The following is a 15651-nucleotide window of genomic DNA, read 5'->3' as shown; positions in this document are numbered from 1 at the left end:
CGTACTAAGGGTTTACCAAGGAGGACTACGACATGGCACGTGTTGCATTGGTTACGGGGGGTACGCGGGGCATTGGCGCTGCGATTAGCAAGGCGCTGAAAGCTGCAGGCTACAAGGTTGCGGCGAGCTACGCCGGCAACGACGCTGCCGCCGAGAAATTCAAATCCGAGACTGGAATCCCCGTCTATAAGTGGGATGTGTCTTCGTTCGAAGCTTGCGCCGAAGGCATCAAGAAGGTCGAAGGCGATCTCGGTCCAATCGAAGTCCTCGTCAACAATGCCGGAATCACCAAGGACGGCGCCTTCCATAAGATGACGCTCGAGCAATGGAATGCGGTCATCAACACCAATCTCGGTTCGCTGTTCAACATGACGCGCCCGGTGATCGAGGGCATGCGTGCCCGCAAATTCGGCCGCATCATCAACATCTCCTCGATCAACGGCCAGAAGGGACAGTTCGGCCAGGTCAACTATTCCGCGGCCAAGGCCGGCGACATCGGTTTCACCAAGGCGTTGGCGCTGGAAAACGCCAAGAGCGGTATCACCGTGAACGCGATCTGCCCCGGCTACATCAACACCGAGATGGTGCAGGCAGTGCCGAAGGACGTGCTGGAGAAGAGCATTCTGCCGCTGATCCCGGTCAACCGCCTTGGCGAGCCCGAGGAGATCGCCCGCGCCGTGGTGTTCCTCGCCGCCGATGAAGCGAGCGGCATCACCGGCTCGACGATGACGATCAACGGCGGCCAGTACATGGTGTGATGATCTTACATTGCCTGCGACAAACGCGAAGCGTTTGCGCAAGTGAGCGCTAGCGACGAAGCAATCCATCCGCTATTCAGAGTCGATGGATTGCTTCGCTTCGCTCGCAATGACGTTCCCATGACCCCCCGCACCGCCACGCTGATCGGACTGACCGCGATCCTGATGTGGTCGCTATTATCAGTGTTGACGGTTGCGACCGGCAAGATTCCGGCGTTTCAGCTCGCTGCCATGACGTTTGCGATCGGCGCCCTGGTCGCCTTTGCGAGCTTCCTGTTCCGGCCTTCCGCCTTCGGTGCCTTGAAGCAGCCGCCGGTCGCGTGGGTCGTCGGCGTCGGCGGATTGTTCGGCTATCACGCGCTCTATTTCCTCGCCTTGCGCTACGCGCCGCCCGCCGAGGCCGGCCTGTTGAACTATCTCTGGCCGCTCTTGATCGTGCTGTTCTCCTCGCTCCTGCCGGGTGAACGGCTCGCGCCGCATCACATCATTGGTGCGCTGCTCGGCCTTGCCGGCACGGTGCTGCTGTTTGCCGGCAATACCGGCAGCTTCGCGCCGGGGCAGATACCGGGACTGGGGGCGGCCTTCATCGCTGCCTTCGTATGGGCGGCCTATTCGGTGATGTCGCGCAAGCTCAAGGCGGTGCCGACCGATGCGGTCGCGGGCTTCTGCCTTGCCACCGCGCTGCTCGCTGCGCTGGTGCACGGCATGGTCGAGACCACAGTGTGGCCGGAGACGATCGGCCAGTGGCTTGCCATCATCGCGCTCGGTGTCGGCCCAGTGGGCGCTGCGTTCTTTGTCTGGGATATCGGCATGAAGCGCGGCGATATCCGCGTGCTCGGCGCCGCGTCCTACGCGACGCCGCTGCTCTCGACAGCATTTTTGATCGTTGCAGGGTTTGCGCAAGCAACGGCCACGATTGCCATTGCCGCGATCCTGATCGCCGGCGGCGGACTGATCGCGGCGAAAGATATGGTGTTGAGAAAAGGACTGTAGGATGGGTGGAGCGTAGCGATACCCATCATCTCACCGCGCGGGCGCGATTGATGGGTATCGCTGCGCTCCACCCATCCTACGAAGAGGGCTTCCAGTCCTTTGGCGCCAGCTCGAATTTTGCAAACTCAAACCCAGGCGCCACGGTGCAGCCGACCAGCGTCCAGTCGCCGGTGCTCTCGGCCGCCTGCCAGGCATGCGGCGGGACGATCGCCTGCGGCGCTTCGCCGGCTTCGAGGTCCGCGCCGAGCTTCACGCTACGTTGTCCATTATCATCGGCGATCTGCAGCGTCAGCGCGGCTCCCGCATAATAGTGCCAGACCTCCACTGCGTCGATGCGATGCCAGTGCGAGCGCTCGCCGCGCGCCAGCAGAAAATAGATTGCGGTCGATCGTGAACGCCCGCCCGCGTCCACGCCTTGATCGCGAAACGTCTCGCGATAGTAGCCGCCTTCCGGATGCGGCTTGAGGTCGAGCCGCGCGATGATGTCGGCGGCCTGTTTTGACAGTGCCATCAGGACTTGTTCTTGCGTTCGCGCAGCTCGCCGAACACTTTCTCGGCACTCGCGCCCTTCATGTGCAGCGCCGCTGCCACCGACGGTTCGTCGGCGCGCAGGAAGACGTTGGCTTTTTTCTCCTCGCCCATCAGCACCGGGATCGTCGGCTTGTTCTCGGCACGCAGCCGCGTCACTTCCTCGGCACGCGCCTTCAGCGCAGGGTTGTCGCCCTCGACGGTGAGCGCGAACTTGACGTTGGACGCGGTATATTCGTGGCCGCAATAGAGCTTGAAATCATCCGGCAGCGCGCGCAGCTTCAACAGTGAATCCCACATCAAGGGATAGTTGCCCTCGAACACCCGGCCACAGCCGATCGAGAACAGCGTGTCGGCGGCGAACACCGCCTTTTCATTGTCGAATACGTAGGAGATGTGATCGAGCGTGTGGCCCGGCGTCTCCAGCACCCGTGCCAGCAGGCTGCCGACCTTGATCACATCGCCATGGCCCGCGCGCAGATCGACATTGGCGATCTTGGTGGACTTGTCGTGCGGGGCTACGACGCGACAGCCATATTTCTGCTTCAGCTCGGCGACGCCGCCGACATGGTCGTGATGATGATGGGTAATCAGAATATCGGTTAGCGTCCAGCCCTCGCGCTCCAGCGCCTGGATGATCGGGGCGGCTTCCGGCGCGTCGATGGACGCGGTCGCCTTGGTCGCGACATCGTGGATCAAATAGCCGAAATTGTCGCTGAGACAGGTGAAGGTGCGTATTTCCGCGGCCATGACAGCTCCGTGGTTTAAGCCTTGCAGCCCCATTAATTCACCAGAAATATGGCGTTAACGCTTGCGCGGCAATGCCATTTTCGGTGCGCCGCAACGAAACACGGTGTGGTAGATTGCGCTCATGACCATCGACGTCATCGATCTCCGTGATTTCTATTCGCAGCGCCTCGGCATCGTGGCGCGGCAGTTGATCAACCGCGGCATCCGGGCGCGCTGGCCCGATGCGGCGGGGCAGCGCGTGCTCGGCCTTGGCTATCCAACACCCTATCTCGGCCTGTTTCGCGAAGATGCCGAACGCTGCCTCGCCTTCATGCCGGCAGCGCAAGGCGTGTTGAAATGGCCGACGGCGCGGCCCGCGCTGGCGACCCTGATCGATGAGTTCTCGATGCCGTTGCCGGATGCGGCGGTGGATCGGATCCTGCTGGTACACTCGCTGGAAATGTCCGACGATCCGGAGCGCTTGCTGCGTGAGGTGTGGCGCGTGCTGGCACCGTCCGGGCGGCTGATCGCGGTGATCCCGAACCGCCGCGGCGTGTGGACGCGCACCGACAATACGCCGTTCGGTCATGGCCGGCCCTATTCGCGCGCGCAGATCACGCAATTGCTGCGGCAGACCTGGTTCACGCCGGCGGCGTGGGGCGAGGCGCTGTTTCTACCGCCGGTCGGCAATAGCTGGTTTCTGCGCTCGGCGATGGCATGGGAGCGCGTCGGTGCCGCGCTGTCGCTGCCGTTCGCCGGCGTCCATATCGTGGAGGCGACCAAACAGGTCTATCGCGCGATTCCCGCGGGCCGCGAGCGCGCGCGGCTGATTCCATCGCTCGAGCCGGTGCTGGTGCCGTCATCGACGGCAACGCGGGACAAGGCGTAATCTCTCAACGGGTCGTCCCCGCGAACGCGGGGACCCATAACCACCGCTGGTCATTGTTTTGAAGACGTCTCCCCGCGTGCCTCAAATGAAGGCGCGGCGTATGGGTCCCGGCTCGCGCTTCGCTTGGCCGGGACGACGAGAGACTGAGTGAATCTACCTACTCATTCCCCGGATTGAAATCCTCGCTCGGCGCAGCCGGCGCGGCCATGTCGGGGCGCGGGCCATGCGGCCGGCGGCGACGGCGCGGGAAACGCTCGCCACGGCCGCCCTCTTCATAGCCGCCAGGCGCGCCGTTCACCTGCGGCTGAGGGCCGGTGATGAAGGAGGGCAGGCGATCAACGCCGCCGGTATCGGCAATCACCGGCTGCGGCTGGGGTTGCGGCTGATATTGCGGCTGCGGACGGTGCTCGCGGTCGCGCTCCCGCTCACCACGATGTTCGCGCGGCTGCTGGTCGCGCTGGTAGGGCTGGTTGTCGCCGCGCTCCCGCTGGCTGTTGTCGCGGATATAGGGCTGCGGCTGCTGCGGGACGAAGCCTGGTTCCTGGCCGAAATGCGAGAAGCTCTCGCCATCATCCTCGCCGTCTTCCGTCGGCTGCATGTCGGTGTCGATGCGCGGCTGCGGCTGGTTCTGCCGGAATTGCTCCTGCGCCGCGGCGATCAGGCGGAAATAATGCTCGGCGTGCTGGTAGTAGTTCTCGGCCGCGACCGGATCGCCAGAGGAGCGCGCATCGCGTGCCAGCTGAACGTATTTCTCGGCAACATGCGAGGCGGTGCCGCGGATCTTGATATCGGGTCCGTTCGATTCGAACACCCGGGTCATCGGGTTTTGACCACGCCGGTTATTATTGTTGTTATTGTTGTTCCGGTTACGCATCCGCTTGTTGTTTTGACCGTTTCTCATGTCTCGCCTTTATTCCAGCCCTGAAATTATGCAGTTGCCTTGCTAGCCTGATCCGATCCGGCGCGCACTCAAGCGCACCGAATCACGATGCCGTTCGGATTCATGTCATCGATTTCGCCAACCATCGCGTTCAGCAAAGACGCGTTCCCCAACCAGCCGCGATCATTCGCGCGCCGGACCAAACCATTCAGCCTGCCAAACCAGCCTAATCGTCTTGCGTGACGGCTTCGCGTGACCGGCTGTTGCGTAAGTCTTCAAGCGCAATATCAGGCTTTCGTTCGCTTTACGGTCGAGAGCAGCACAGCCCCGGCTATTGCGCTCAATTCGACCTGCGTTTTGGAACCTTTCATCCGGCGGGCTCTCGTTTCGAGAACTCCGGCCTCACCGTATCGCCTTACGGGGCCAGCAACCCTGGACCGATGTTGTGGCCGGAACGTAGTCGTTCCCGGCGAATATTCCAAGGGGTTTTTTTGCGTTCCCGGCGGACTTTATCGGGCCATTTTGTGGCCCGCGGCCGCCCTCGGAATGCCTCCCAGATCGGCCCTGGGGGCGAATGCAGCCGTTAACCCTGCGGCCGTCATCAAGGCCTGGATTTGGGCGCTTTGGCCCCTTCCGGCCTCCACGATCAGGGCGCCGCCCGGCGCGAGAAGACCGGCCGACTGCGGGATCAGCGCGCGGTAGGCGTCCAGACCGTCGCTGCCGCCGTCGAGCGCAGCAAGCGGATCATAATTCCTGACTTCCTGGGCGAGGGCGGCGATATCAGCCGAGCGAATATAGGGGGGATTTGAGACGATCAGATCGAATTGCCCGGATAGCCCGCTCGCATAGTCGCACGCGACGAATGTCGCGCGATCCGATAGGCCGGTGCGCGCCGCGTTCGCTGCGGCAGTTCGCAGGGCATCTGCCGAAATATCGGTTCCAAATCCTTGCGCCGCCGACAGCTCCGACAACAGCGCCAGCAGGATCGCACCGGATCCGGTGCCGAGGTCGGCGATCCGCAATGGGCGACGGAGGTCTCCTCCAATGCGCAGCAGTTCCAGCGCCAGTTCCACCACCGTCTCGGTATCGGGTCGCGGCACCAGCGTCGCGGACGAGAGCTGCAGCGGCAGACCCCAAAATTCCTTCTCGCCAACGATCCGGGCGACCGGCTCACCGGCGAGCCGGCGGTCGGCGAACCCTTCGAGACGTGCCGATTCGTCCGCTGTCAGTCGGCGCTGCGCGGCTGTGATCAGGCCGGTCAGGTTGAGACCGAGCGCATGGCCGATCAGCAGCCGCGCATCGAGTTCGGCCGAATCATTTGTCGCGGATTGGAGGCGCGCGGCGAGCGCGCGCCTCGCGGCCTCGATGGTCTGGTTGGCGAAAGAGCTCATTCGGCGTCCGCTTCGCACCGGCAGTGCCGCAAATTCGACGTCGTCCCTGCGAACGCAGGGACCCATAACCACAGCTTCTTGTTGCTGCGAAAGGACGCCGCCGCCATCACCCACACCGAGAGGCCGCGGCGTATGGGTCCCCGCTTTCGCGGGGACGACGACCGGATGACGCTCACGCTGCGGCGCCTTGCGCGGCGAGTTGCGCCGCCTGGTGCTCGGTGGTCAGTGCATCGATCAACTCGCCCAGCGCTTCGCCGGAGATCACCTGCGGCAATTTGTAGAGCGTCAGATTGATGCGGTGATCGGTGACGCGGCCCTGTGGGAAATTATAGGTGCGGATGCGCTCGCTTCGATCGCCGGAGCCGACCTTCTCCTTGCGGTCGGCGGAGCGCGCCGCCTCGACGCGCTGGCGTTCGGCGTCGTAGATGCGCGAGCGCAGAATATTCATCGCGGAGGCTCTATTCTTGTGCTGGGAACGGCTGTCCTGCATCATCACCACGATCCCCGTCGGGATATGGGTGATGCGGATCGCCGATTCCGTCTTGTTGACGTGCTGGCCGCCGGCGCCTTGCGCGCGCATGGTCTCGATCCTTAGGTCCTCATTCTTGATGTCGACATCGACATCTTCCACCTCGGGCAGCACCGCGACGGTGGCGGCGGAAGTGTGAATGCGCCCCTGCGTTTCGGTGTCGGGCACGCGCTGTACGCGGTGCACGCCGGATTCGAATTTCAGCTTGGCGAACGCGCCGCGGCCCTGCACCTCGGCGATGATTTCCTTAAAGCCGCCCACCGTGCCCTCGGAGGCCGAGATCACCTCGACTTTCCAGCCCTGCAGGCTGGCGAAGCGCTCATACATCCGGAACAGGTCGCCGGCGAACAGCGAGGCTTCGTCGCCGCCGGTGCCGGCACGGATTTCCAGCATCACGTTGCGGTCGTCCATGGCGTCCTTGGGCAACAATGCGATGCGAATCTTTTGCTCGAGTTCGGCGACGCGCGCCTGCAGCGTTTCGAGCTCGGCTTCAGCCATGCTGCGCATTTCGGGATCGGTGGCGGCATCCGCCAACAGCGATTCGGCGCCCGCAATCTCGGCTCGCGTGGTGCGGTAGGCCTTGACCGCATCAATCAGCGGGTTGAGCTCGGCGAGCTCGCGCGTGATCTGGACGTATTTTTCGGAATTGACCTGGCCCAGCAGCTCGGCTTCGAGCGAGGCGTGATGGGCGAGCAGGATGTCGAGTTTGGCTTCGGGTAGCATGGCGTTGTTCTCAGGGAAACGGAATGCGGGCGGCATTGTCGGAGCAGAGCCTCGCTACAACGACAGCCCCTCCGCTTCCGCGAATTCCGTCAGCTTCTGCCGGATCGAGACGCTGCCGGCCGGCGCATCCAAGAGCGGCATCAGGACAGCTTCCGCCTTCTTGGCGTCGAGATCCAAGATCATTGCCTTCACCGGGCCGTGGGCGGTGGCAGACAGCGACAGCGAACGGTAGCCAAGCGCAATCAGCGCCAGAGCGCCGAGCGGCTTGGAGGCCATCTCGCCGCACAGCGATGCCGTCTTTTTGGCCGCCTGCGCCTTGCGCACGATGTCGCGCAGCGCACGCAGGATCGGCGCCGACATGGTGTCGAAGCGCTCCGAAACCTTGGGATTGCCCCGGTCGACTGCGAACAGGAACTGGAACAGGTCGTTTGACCCGACCGAAACGAAATCGACCTTCTTCAGGAGTTCGTCGAGCTGATAGAGCAGCGCCGGCACTTCGACCATGGTGCCGACATCGATCCGTTCCGGCAACGGATGGCCGTGCTGGCGCAAATAGGTCAGCTCGCGCTCGACGATCGCCTTGGCCTGGTCGAACTCCGCGACATCGGAAATCATCGGAAACATGATCTTCAGCGCGCGTCCGCCGCCGGCCCGCAGCAGCGCGCGAATCTGGCCGCGCAGCAGTCCCGGTCGATCGAGCCCAAGCCGGATCGCACGCCAGCCGAGCGCCGGGTTTTCCTCGATCACGGTTTCCATATAGGGCAGCGCCTTGTCGCCGCCAATATCGAGCGTCCGGAACGTCACCGGCTTGGTGCCGGCGGCGTCCAGCACCGTGCGATAGAGCGCGAGCTGGTCGGAAGAGCGCGGCAGGCTCTGGCCGACCATGAACTGCAATTCGGTGCGGAACAGGCCGATGCCGGCGCTGCCGGTGTCCTCGATATGCGGCAGGTCGATGACGAGGCCAGCATTGATCATCAGTTCGACCGCCTGGCCGTCCTTGGTCACGCAGGGCTTGTCGCGCAGCGCGGCATATTGCGCCTGCCGTCGCGCGCGGAATCGCACGCGTTCGGCATAGGCCGATTCGATCTCGGCCGAGGGGCGGACATAGATCGAGCCCGAGGTGCCGTCGACGATGATGGGATCGCCGGGATCGGCAATGCCCGGCGCGTTCGGCACTTCACCGACCGCGGGAATCCCGAGCGCGCGCGCCACGATCGAGACATGGGAGTTGGCGGTGCCTTCCTCCAGCACCAGGCCGCGCAGCCGCTTGCGGTCGTAGTCGAGCAGGGCCGCCGGTCCCATTGCGCGGGCGATCAGGATGGCGTTTTCGGGGAGCTGTTCACGCGAGGGCGCGTGATCCTGCCCGACCAGTTGCCGCATCAAACGATGGCCGAGGTCTTCCAGGTCGTGCAGGCGGTCGCGCAGGTAGGGATCGGTCGAGCGTAGCATGCGCGCGCGGGTGTCGGACTGCACGCGCTCGACGGCGGCTTCTGCGGTGAGGCCGGTGGCGACCGCCTCGTGCAGCTTATGCGACCAGCCGTGGTCGTTGGCGAACATCCGGTAGGCTTCCAGCACGTCGCGGTGCTCGCCGCTTTCGGCGACGTCGCCGCGCTCCAGCATGCGGTCGAGGTCGGCGCGCAGCTTGGCCAGCGCCGCGTCGAGCCTCTTGATTTCCTTCGGCAGGTCCTCGGCGATGTAGTTGGTGATGACGACGCGCGGCTCGTGCAGCACGGCGTGGCCGAGCGCGATGCCGTCGGAGAGGATGGCCCCAGTCTTGTGCAGGGAGTGCCGCGCCGCCGGTTCCGCGCCGGGCTGCGCCAGCGCCGCCAGTTCGCCGGAGGCGATCATTTCCGCCAGCACCATGGCGGTGGTCTGCAGCGCCTCGACCTCTTCCTCGACATAGGTGCGCTTGGCGCGGTTCTGCACGACAAGCACGCCTAGCGTGTTGCCGGCGCGCAGGATCGGCACGCCGAGGAACGAATGATAGATTTCTTCGCCGGTTTCCGGGCGGAACGAGAACGCCGGATGGCTTTGTGCATCCGAGAGGTTGAGCGGGCTCGCCTCGCTGGCGACCAGGCCGACGAGGCCCTCATGCGCGTTCAGCACGGTGCGATGCACCGCATCGCGGTTCAGACCTTCGGTGGCGTAGAGTTCGAGCGTGTTATCGATGCGCAGCACGTAGCAGGAGCAGACCTCGGCCACCATGTTGGCCGCGATCAGCACCACGATCTTATCCAGCCGCTCCTGGGCCGAGACCTTCTCCGCCATGGTCTCGCGGAGCCGTCTCAACAAGACGCGGGGGCCTCCCGACGTGCTCCGCATGTGCTTGTATCCTCCCCCGCAAGGCCAGCCAGCCGGGTGGCCGGCAGCTGGCGTGAAACGCACCAAAGACAACAATTTTATTCATTCGGCGCCGCCGCAGGCACCCGATCCCAGCCGAATCGGGATCGCCACCGTCGCGCAGTTTGCGGCAACCCGCCTCACAGGCCGTATAGCCAATCGAGGCTTGCTTTGCCAAGCAAAACGCCTGCCAGAAGCAATAACGTGTGTGTCAGGGCCGATGCTGCGCCAGCGAAGCGCATGGTCTGCCCAACCCGGCCGGCTGGCGATCAGACCATGCGCCAAATTTGAGAGAAAATCGTCCTAAGCCTGGTCGAGCCCGTAGAGCGTGTGCAGCGTGCGCACCGCAAGTTCGGTATAGGCGGCGTCGATCAGCACCGAGAACTTGATCTCGGAGGTGGTGATGGCGCGAATGTTGATATTGCGCTCGGAGAGCGCCTTGAACGCCTTCGCCGCGACGCCGGCATGGCTGCGCATGCCGCTGCCGATCACCGAGACCTTCGACACGTCGGTGGCGCTGTCGAGCCGGGCATAGCCGATCTTGCTCTTCGCCGCGGTAATGGTCTCGCGGGCGCGGTTATAGTCGGAGGCCGGAACGGTGAAGGTGAGATCGGTGGTCTTGCCGTCCTCGGAGACGTTCTGCACGATCATGTCGACATTGATATTGGCATCCGCCAGGGGGCCGAAAATCGCGGCGGCAACGCCGGGCTTGTCCTCGATCTGGCGCAGCGAAATCTGGGCTTCGTCCTTGGAGAAGGCGATGCCGGTGACGACGTGGCTTTCCATCATGATTTCCTCCTCGCTGCAGATCAGCGTGCCCGGCGGCGTGCCGTGCGAGTCGATATCCTCGGGCTTGTCGAAGCTGGAACGGACGAACACAGGTATGTTGTGCACCATGCCGAGTTCCACCGAGCGCACCTGCAGAACCTTGGCCCCCAGCGAGGCCAGTTCCAGCATGTCCTCGAAGGCGATCTTGTCGAGCCGCCGGGCCTTCGGAACCACCCGCGGATCGGTGGTGTAGACGCCGTCGACGTCGGTGTAGATGTCGCAGCGGTCGGCCCGGACGGCGGCCGCAATGGCCACCGCCGACGTGTCAGACCCGCCGCGCCCGAGCGTGGTGATTCGGTTGGTCTGCGGGTTGATGCCCTGGAAGCCGGCGATGACGGCGACTTCCTTGCGATCCTTGAAACGGTTGACGATCTCCGTGCCGTCGATATCGAGAATCCGCGCCGAGGCGTGGGCGTCGGAGGTCTTGATCGGGATCTGCCAGCCTTGCCAGGAGCGCGCCTGGATGCCCATGCCTTGCAGCACGATCGCAAGCAGGCCCGAGGTCACCTGTTCGCCGGATGCCACCACGGCGTCATATTCGCGCGCATCATGCATCGGCGAGGCGTCACCGCACCAGTCCACCAGTTCGTTGGTCTTGCCGGCCATCGCTGACACCACGACGGCGACATCATGACCGGCATCGACTTCGCGCTTGACGTGACGCGCGACGTTGCGGATTCGGTCGATATTGGCGACGGATGTACCGCCGAATTTCATCACGAGGCGGCCCATGACGACGCGTGCATTCCCTGTGAGGATAAGTTAGATGACCCGCACGGAAAGTGGAGCGTGCGGGTCGAAAGCGGCGTATACATAGCGACGCGGTCCGGGGCAAGCACCCCAGGTTCCGTTTTCGACCCAAAATGGCGCAATTTGCCGTAGTAGCGGGTTAATTCAGGGCAGGCGTATGGGCCGTTATATCGATGATATCATCCAGCCCGGCGAGAAGGTGCTGTATTCGACCAACGCGCACTGGATGTTTTATCTGCCGGCCATCGCGGCGTGGACTGTCGCGGTCGTGTTTCTGGTGCTGTCGCAGATGGTCACCACCGACGCGCTGATGTTGCTTTGCCTGGCCGTGGCTGCCGTCGTTGGACTTGCGGCATTGTATTGGACCGCGACGGCTTGGTTCCATCGCTGGACCACCGAGACCGACGTCACCAATATGCGCGTCGTCCATAAGACGGGTTTCATCAAGCGGCGGACCTTCGAGATGAGCCTCGACAAGGTCGAGAGCGTCGACGTCAACCAGAGCATTCTCGGCCGCATCTTGAACTACGGCGACGTCACCATTCAGGGCGTCGGCGAGGGTACGCAAACCATTTCCACCATTTCGCGCCCGCTAGCGTTTCGCACCGCCATCACGACCCGACCGTCGGGCACCTAAATCATGGCCATACAGCAAAATTCATCCGCCGGCTTTTCCGCGACGGTCGGTAGCGTTGATCCCGTCGAAGTCGCAAAATTTTCAAAACTGTCCGAAGAGTGGTGGGACCCCAAGGGCAAGATGGCCCCGCTGCACAAGATCAATCCGCTGCGGCTCGGCTATATCCGTGACGCCGCATGCCGCAAGTTCGAGCGTAACGCCAGGAGCCTGAGTTGCCTGTCGGGCCTGCGGATTCTCGACATCGGCTGCGGCGCGGGCCTGTTGTGCGAACCGTTCACGCGGCTGGGCGCGCAGGTGGTCGGGATCGATCCCTCGGCGACCAATATTGCCGCCGCCAGGCTGCATGCCGAGAAGGGGCATCTGTCGATCGACTACCGCTGCACCACCGTCGAGGAGATGGATCTCCGCGAGCGCTTCGACATCGTGCTGGCGATGGAAGTGGTCGAGCATGTCACCGATGTCGGCGCGTTCATTGCCCGCTGCGCGGCGATGGTCAAGCCGGGCGGGATCATGGTGGTCTCGACGCTGAACCGCAACTGGAAGAGCTTTGCGCTCGCCATCGTCGGCGCCGAATACATCCTGCGCTGGCTGCCACGCGGTACCCATCAGTGGGACAAGTTCGTCACGCCGGACGAGCTTGCGCGGCATCTCGCCAATAGTCGCCTCACCATCACCGACCAAGCCGGCGTGGTCTATAACCCGCTCGCCGACCGATGGAGCATCTCGTCCGACATGGACGTGAACTACATGGTGGTCGCGGAGGGGGTGTGAGTTGATGCCGGCGGTTTCGCCGCATCAACGGTGTCGTCCCTGCGAACGCAGGGACCCGTAACCACCTGCGCTCGTTATTGCGCGAAGCCACCGACCAGCGGAATACATTGAGAAGCCGCGGCGTATGGGTCCCTGCGTTCGCAGGGACGACAGCGTGTTTGCGGTGCGATCGCAATCCTGTCATGACGGTGCTCCCGTTGACCTGACGGATCCCGCCCGGCACGGTGCGGCAGTTTCCTGCCGGTATCCGCATGTTTTCCGTCGCCACGCTCTGGATTCCCTTCACCATCATCGCCGCGCTAGGTCAGGTCGCGCGCAATGCGATGCAGCGGTCATTGACAGGGCCGCTCGGGACCTGGGGCGCGACCAATATACGCTTCCTGTTCGGCTTTCCGTTCTCGCTAGTGTTCTTCGCGCTCGTGGTGGCCGTGACCGGAGACCCCGTGCCGTGGCCGCCGGCGATATTCTGGCCGTGGCTATTGCTTGGCGCGCTCAGCCAGATCGTCGCCACCGGGCTCATGCTGCTGGCAATGAACGACCGCTCCTTCGTCGTGACCACGGCCTACCTCAAGACCGAGGCGATCCAGACCGCGATCTTCGGCTTCATATTCCTCAGCGATCATCTGACCTTGCTGAAGGTGGTTGCCATTCTGATCGCGACGGTCGGCGTCGTCATCACCGCGCTGCGGCCGGGCGGTGAGAGAGGCTTTGCCGAAATCAAGCCAACCATCATTGGCCTCGTCGCCGCTGGCTGCTTCGCGCTGTCAGCTATCGGCTTTCGCGGCGCGATCATCACGGTGCCCGGCGTCTCCTTTGTCACGGCTGCATCCTACACGCTGGTGTTCGGACTATTCGTGCAGACGCTGGTACTGACGGTCTATCTCTTGTCCCGCGCTCCCGACGTGCTGAAGAAAATCCTGGGGCTGTGGCAACCCTCGATGCTCGCAGGCTTCATGGGCGCATTCGCCTCGCAATTCTGGTTTCTGGCGTTCGCGCTGACGGCGGCGGCGAACGTGCGCACGCTGGCGCTCGTTGAGGTGCTGTTCGCGCAGGCGGTGTCGTATTATTCGTTCAAGCAGCCAATGTCGGCGCGTGAACTCTCGGGAATTGTGCTGATCGTGGTGGGCGTGGCGCTGCTGGTGGCGGTGTGATTCGAACTTAGCTCCAACCGTCATTGCGAGCGAAGCGAAGCAATCCATAGCGCAGCAAGCACGAAGATGGATTGCTTCGTCGCTTCGCCCCTCGCAATGACGAGAGAGTGGGCACTTTAATTCCGATCGTCCGGCAGCACCGGCAGCGGCGAGACCTCGACGCCTTCATCGATCAGCGCGCGCGCTTCTTCCGGGGAGGCTTCGCCGTAGATCGGGCGATGCTCGATATCGCCGTAGTGCATCTTTCGCGCCTCGTTGGGGAAGCGTTCGCCGACATTGTCGGCATTCTTTATGATGTGATCGCGCAGTTCCTTCAGCTTGGCGCGCAGCTCGCGCTCCTGCGCCATCAGGAGCGGTGTCGATTCTGCTCCCGCGGCATCGGCAGCACCCCGAGCGGGCGCAGCTTCGCGGCCCTTCTTGCTCACGATCTGCGGGGCCATGATCGCACGCTCGACCTTGACCGAGCCACAGGAAGGGCAACTCACCAGCTTGCGCTTTTCCTGGCTTTCATAAGCCGCGGAGCTCTGAAACCAGCTTTCGAAAGCATGGCCTTTCTCGCAGCGAAGGTTGTAGCGGATCATGCCGAACCCCGGACGAGATGCAGATGCTCGGGGCCGGCCTTGGGGTCGGCGATGCCGAAGCGCCTGCCATGCTGCAGCGACGGCACGCTTCTGCGGGCCGCCTCGACCTTCGAGGTATCGATCTCGGCGAGGAACACGCCGGGCTCGACGCCGCCCTCGGCGAGAATTTGGCCCCAAGGTCCGATGATCAGCGAATGCCCGTAGGTCTCGCGCTGGTTCTCATGCATGCCGGCCTGTGCTGCCGCGAACACGAAGCAGCCGTTCTCGATGGCTCGGGCGCGCAGCAGCGTGTGCCAATGCGCTTCGCCGGTCTTCTTCGTGAAGGCCGAGGGGACCGTGAGGAATGATGCGCCGGCCTCCGCCAGCGCCCGATAGAGGGCGGGGAAACGGACGTCATAGCAGATCGTCAGCCCGATCCGACCCCACGGCAGGTCTGAAATCACCGCCGTCTCACCCGGCTGGTAGTTGGCGGACTCGCGATAGCTCTCGCCGCCGGGCAGATCGATATCGAACATATGGATCTTGTCGTAGCTCGCGAGCAGATTGCCATCGGGCCCGATCAGGAACGAACGGTTGACAGCGCGCTCCGGCGAAAAGCGCAGCGCCAGCGAGCCGATATGGAGATGGATCTTCAGTTCCGCGGCCAGCGCGCGATAGGCTTTCAGCGAGAGATCGTCTTCCTCTGATGCGAGATGCTCGAACAGCGCCTTGCGGTTCAGCTGCATCATGTTGCTCACCTCGGGCGTGAGCACATAGTCGGCGCCCTGCGCCGCCGCTTCGCGGATCAGGCTGATGCCCTGCTCAAGGCTCGGCTCGGGTAACAGCCCGGTGCGCATCTGCACCATGGCCGCGGTAAAGGTCGCGCCAGCGCTCATGAGGAGGCCTTTTCTCCCGCCAGCAGGCCGTCGAGCTTGCCCGCGCGATCCAGCGCATAAAGCTCATCACAGCCGCCGACATGGGTCGTGCCGATGAATATCTGGGGGAAGGTAGAGCCGTGTCCGGCGCGGTCGTACATCTCGTCGCGATAGGACGCGTCGGTCGCCACGTTGAACTCGGTGAACGCGGCATTCTTGCGCGTCAGCAGCGATTTGGCTGCGGTGCAATAGCCGCAGCCCGGGCGGGTATAGATTTCAACAGCAGCAGTCATCATGCGCTCTGATTTGACAAGTCTTT

General features: G+C 63.5%; 16 protein-coding genes. 6 read left to right on the top strand and 10 right to left on the bottom strand.

Annotated elements, in window-relative coordinates; translation table 11 throughout:
• Positions 1 to 32 precede the first annotated feature (32 nt).
• The gene (phbB, locus tag J6524_RS29540; protein WP_225677225.1) at positions 33 to 758 is read left to right on the top strand and encodes an acetoacetyl-CoA reductase; all 726 of its coding nucleotides are present in this window, start codon (positions 33 to 35) and stop codon (positions 756 to 758) included.
• A 120-nt stretch (positions 759 to 878) separates the two neighbouring features.
• Complete coding sequence (yddG, locus tag J6524_RS29535) at positions 879 to 1751, top strand: aromatic amino acid exporter YddG (protein ID WP_225677223.1); 873 nt, start codon at positions 879 to 881, stop codon at positions 1749 to 1751.
• Between the two features lie 76 nt (positions 1752 to 1827).
• Here the strand turns inward: yddG and J6524_RS29530 are convergent, their stop codons facing one another.
• Positions 1828 to 2262 carry a cupin domain-containing protein gene (locus J6524_RS29530; protein ID WP_225677221.1) on the bottom strand — a complete coding sequence of 145 codons (435 nt, stop codon included), beginning with the start codon at positions 2260 to 2262 and terminating at the stop codon, positions 1828 to 1830.
• A complete protein-coding gene (gene gloB, locus J6524_RS29525; protein WP_225677219.1) occupies positions 2262 to 3029 on the bottom strand; it encodes a hydroxyacylglutathione hydrolase in 768 nt (255 codons plus the stop codon). Before gloB ends, J6524_RS29530 begins: the two co-directional genes overlap by 1 nt.
• Before the next feature lie 121 nt (positions 3030 to 3150).
• On the opposite strand from gloB, the gene J6524_RS29520 reads away from it, so the two are divergent.
• A complete protein-coding gene (locus J6524_RS29520; RefSeq protein ID WP_225677217.1) occupies positions 3151 to 3897 on the top strand; it encodes a methyltransferase domain-containing protein in 747 nt (248 codons plus the stop codon).
• A 157-nt stretch (positions 3898 to 4054) separates the two neighbouring features.
• Here the strand turns inward: J6524_RS29520 and J6524_RS29515 are convergent, their stop codons facing one another.
• The 5 genes from J6524_RS29515 to J6524_RS29495 form a co-directional block, all read right to left on the bottom strand.
• Positions 4055 to 4798, bottom strand: a complete 744-nt coding sequence (locus J6524_RS29515; RefSeq protein ID WP_225677215.1) for a DUF4167 domain-containing protein — start codon at positions 4796 to 4798, stop codon at positions 4055 to 4057.
• A gap of 488 nt (positions 4799 to 5286) precedes the next feature.
• Complete coding sequence (gene prmC / locus J6524_RS29510; protein ID WP_225677213.1) at positions 5287 to 6168, bottom strand: peptide chain release factor N(5)-glutamine methyltransferase; 882 nt, start codon at positions 6166 to 6168, stop codon at positions 5287 to 5289.
• A gap of 172 nt (positions 6169 to 6340) precedes the next feature.
• Positions 6341 to 7420, bottom strand: coding sequence for a peptide chain release factor 1 (gene prfA / locus J6524_RS29505; RefSeq protein WP_225677211.1), 1080 nt, complete (start codon positions 7418 to 7420; stop codon positions 6341 to 6343).
• Between the two features lie 54 nt (positions 7421 to 7474).
• Positions 7475 to 9742 (bottom strand): phosphoenolpyruvate--protein phosphotransferase, encoded by a 2268-nt coding sequence (gene ptsP / locus J6524_RS29500; protein ID WP_225677209.1) that lies wholly within the window; start codon positions 9740 to 9742, stop codon positions 7475 to 7477.
• 321 nt (positions 9743 to 10063) lie between these two features.
• Positions 10064 to 11320, bottom strand: coding sequence for an aspartate kinase (locus J6524_RS29495; RefSeq protein WP_225677206.1), 1257 nt, complete (start codon positions 11318 to 11320; stop codon positions 10064 to 10066).
• Between the two features lie 175 nt (positions 11321 to 11495).
• Between J6524_RS29495 and J6524_RS29490 the strand changes: the two genes are divergently transcribed.
• The 3 genes from J6524_RS29490 (at position 11496) to J6524_RS29480 (ending at position 13897) form a co-directional block, all read left to right on the top strand.
• On the top strand, positions 11496 to 11975 hold the full coding sequence (locus J6524_RS29490) for a PH domain-containing protein (RefSeq protein WP_225677204.1): 480 nt from the start codon (positions 11496 to 11498) through the stop codon (positions 11973 to 11975).
• 3 nt (positions 11976 to 11978) lie between these two features.
• The gene (ubiG, locus tag J6524_RS29485; RefSeq protein WP_225677202.1) at positions 11979 to 12746 is read left to right on the top strand and encodes a bifunctional 2-polyprenyl-6-hydroxyphenol methylase/3-demethylubiquinol 3-O-methyltransferase UbiG; all 768 of its coding nucleotides are present in this window, start codon (positions 11979 to 11981) and stop codon (positions 12744 to 12746) included.
• A 251-nt stretch (positions 12747 to 12997) separates the two neighbouring features.
• Entirely contained in the window at positions 12998 to 13897 is a 900-nt protein-coding gene (locus tag J6524_RS29480; protein WP_225677200.1) for an EamA family transporter, read from the top strand.
• Between the two features lie 116 nt (positions 13898 to 14013).
• Here J6524_RS29480 and J6524_RS29475 read toward each other — a convergent pair whose 3' ends face one another.
• The 3 genes from J6524_RS29475 to grxC are packed head-to-tail and all read right to left on the bottom strand — an operon-like array spanning position 14014 to position 15625.
• Positions 14014 to 14478 carry a DUF1178 family protein gene (locus J6524_RS29475; RefSeq protein WP_225677197.1) on the bottom strand — a complete coding sequence of 155 codons (465 nt, stop codon included), beginning with the start codon at positions 14476 to 14478 and terminating at the stop codon, positions 14014 to 14016.
• Entirely contained in the window at positions 14475 to 15353 is an 879-nt protein-coding gene (locus J6524_RS29470) for a carbon-nitrogen hydrolase family protein (RefSeq protein ID WP_225677194.1), read from the bottom strand. Before J6524_RS29470 ends, J6524_RS29475 begins: the two co-directional genes overlap by 4 nt.
• Positions 15350 to 15625, bottom strand: a complete 276-nt coding sequence (grxC, locus tag J6524_RS29465) for a glutaredoxin 3 (protein WP_225677193.1) — start codon at positions 15623 to 15625, stop codon at positions 15350 to 15352. Before grxC ends, J6524_RS29470 begins: the two co-directional genes overlap by 4 nt.
• Positions 15626 to 15651: the final 26 nt, after the last annotated feature.

This window comes from Bradyrhizobium hereditatis, assembly GCF_020329435.1.
Classification (GTDB): Bacteria; Pseudomonadota; Alphaproteobacteria; order Rhizobiales; family Xanthobacteraceae; genus Bradyrhizobium; species Bradyrhizobium hereditatis.
The sequence above is the reverse complement of the archived record's forward strand: the minus strand, read 5'-3'. Positions and strand labels throughout refer to the sequence as shown.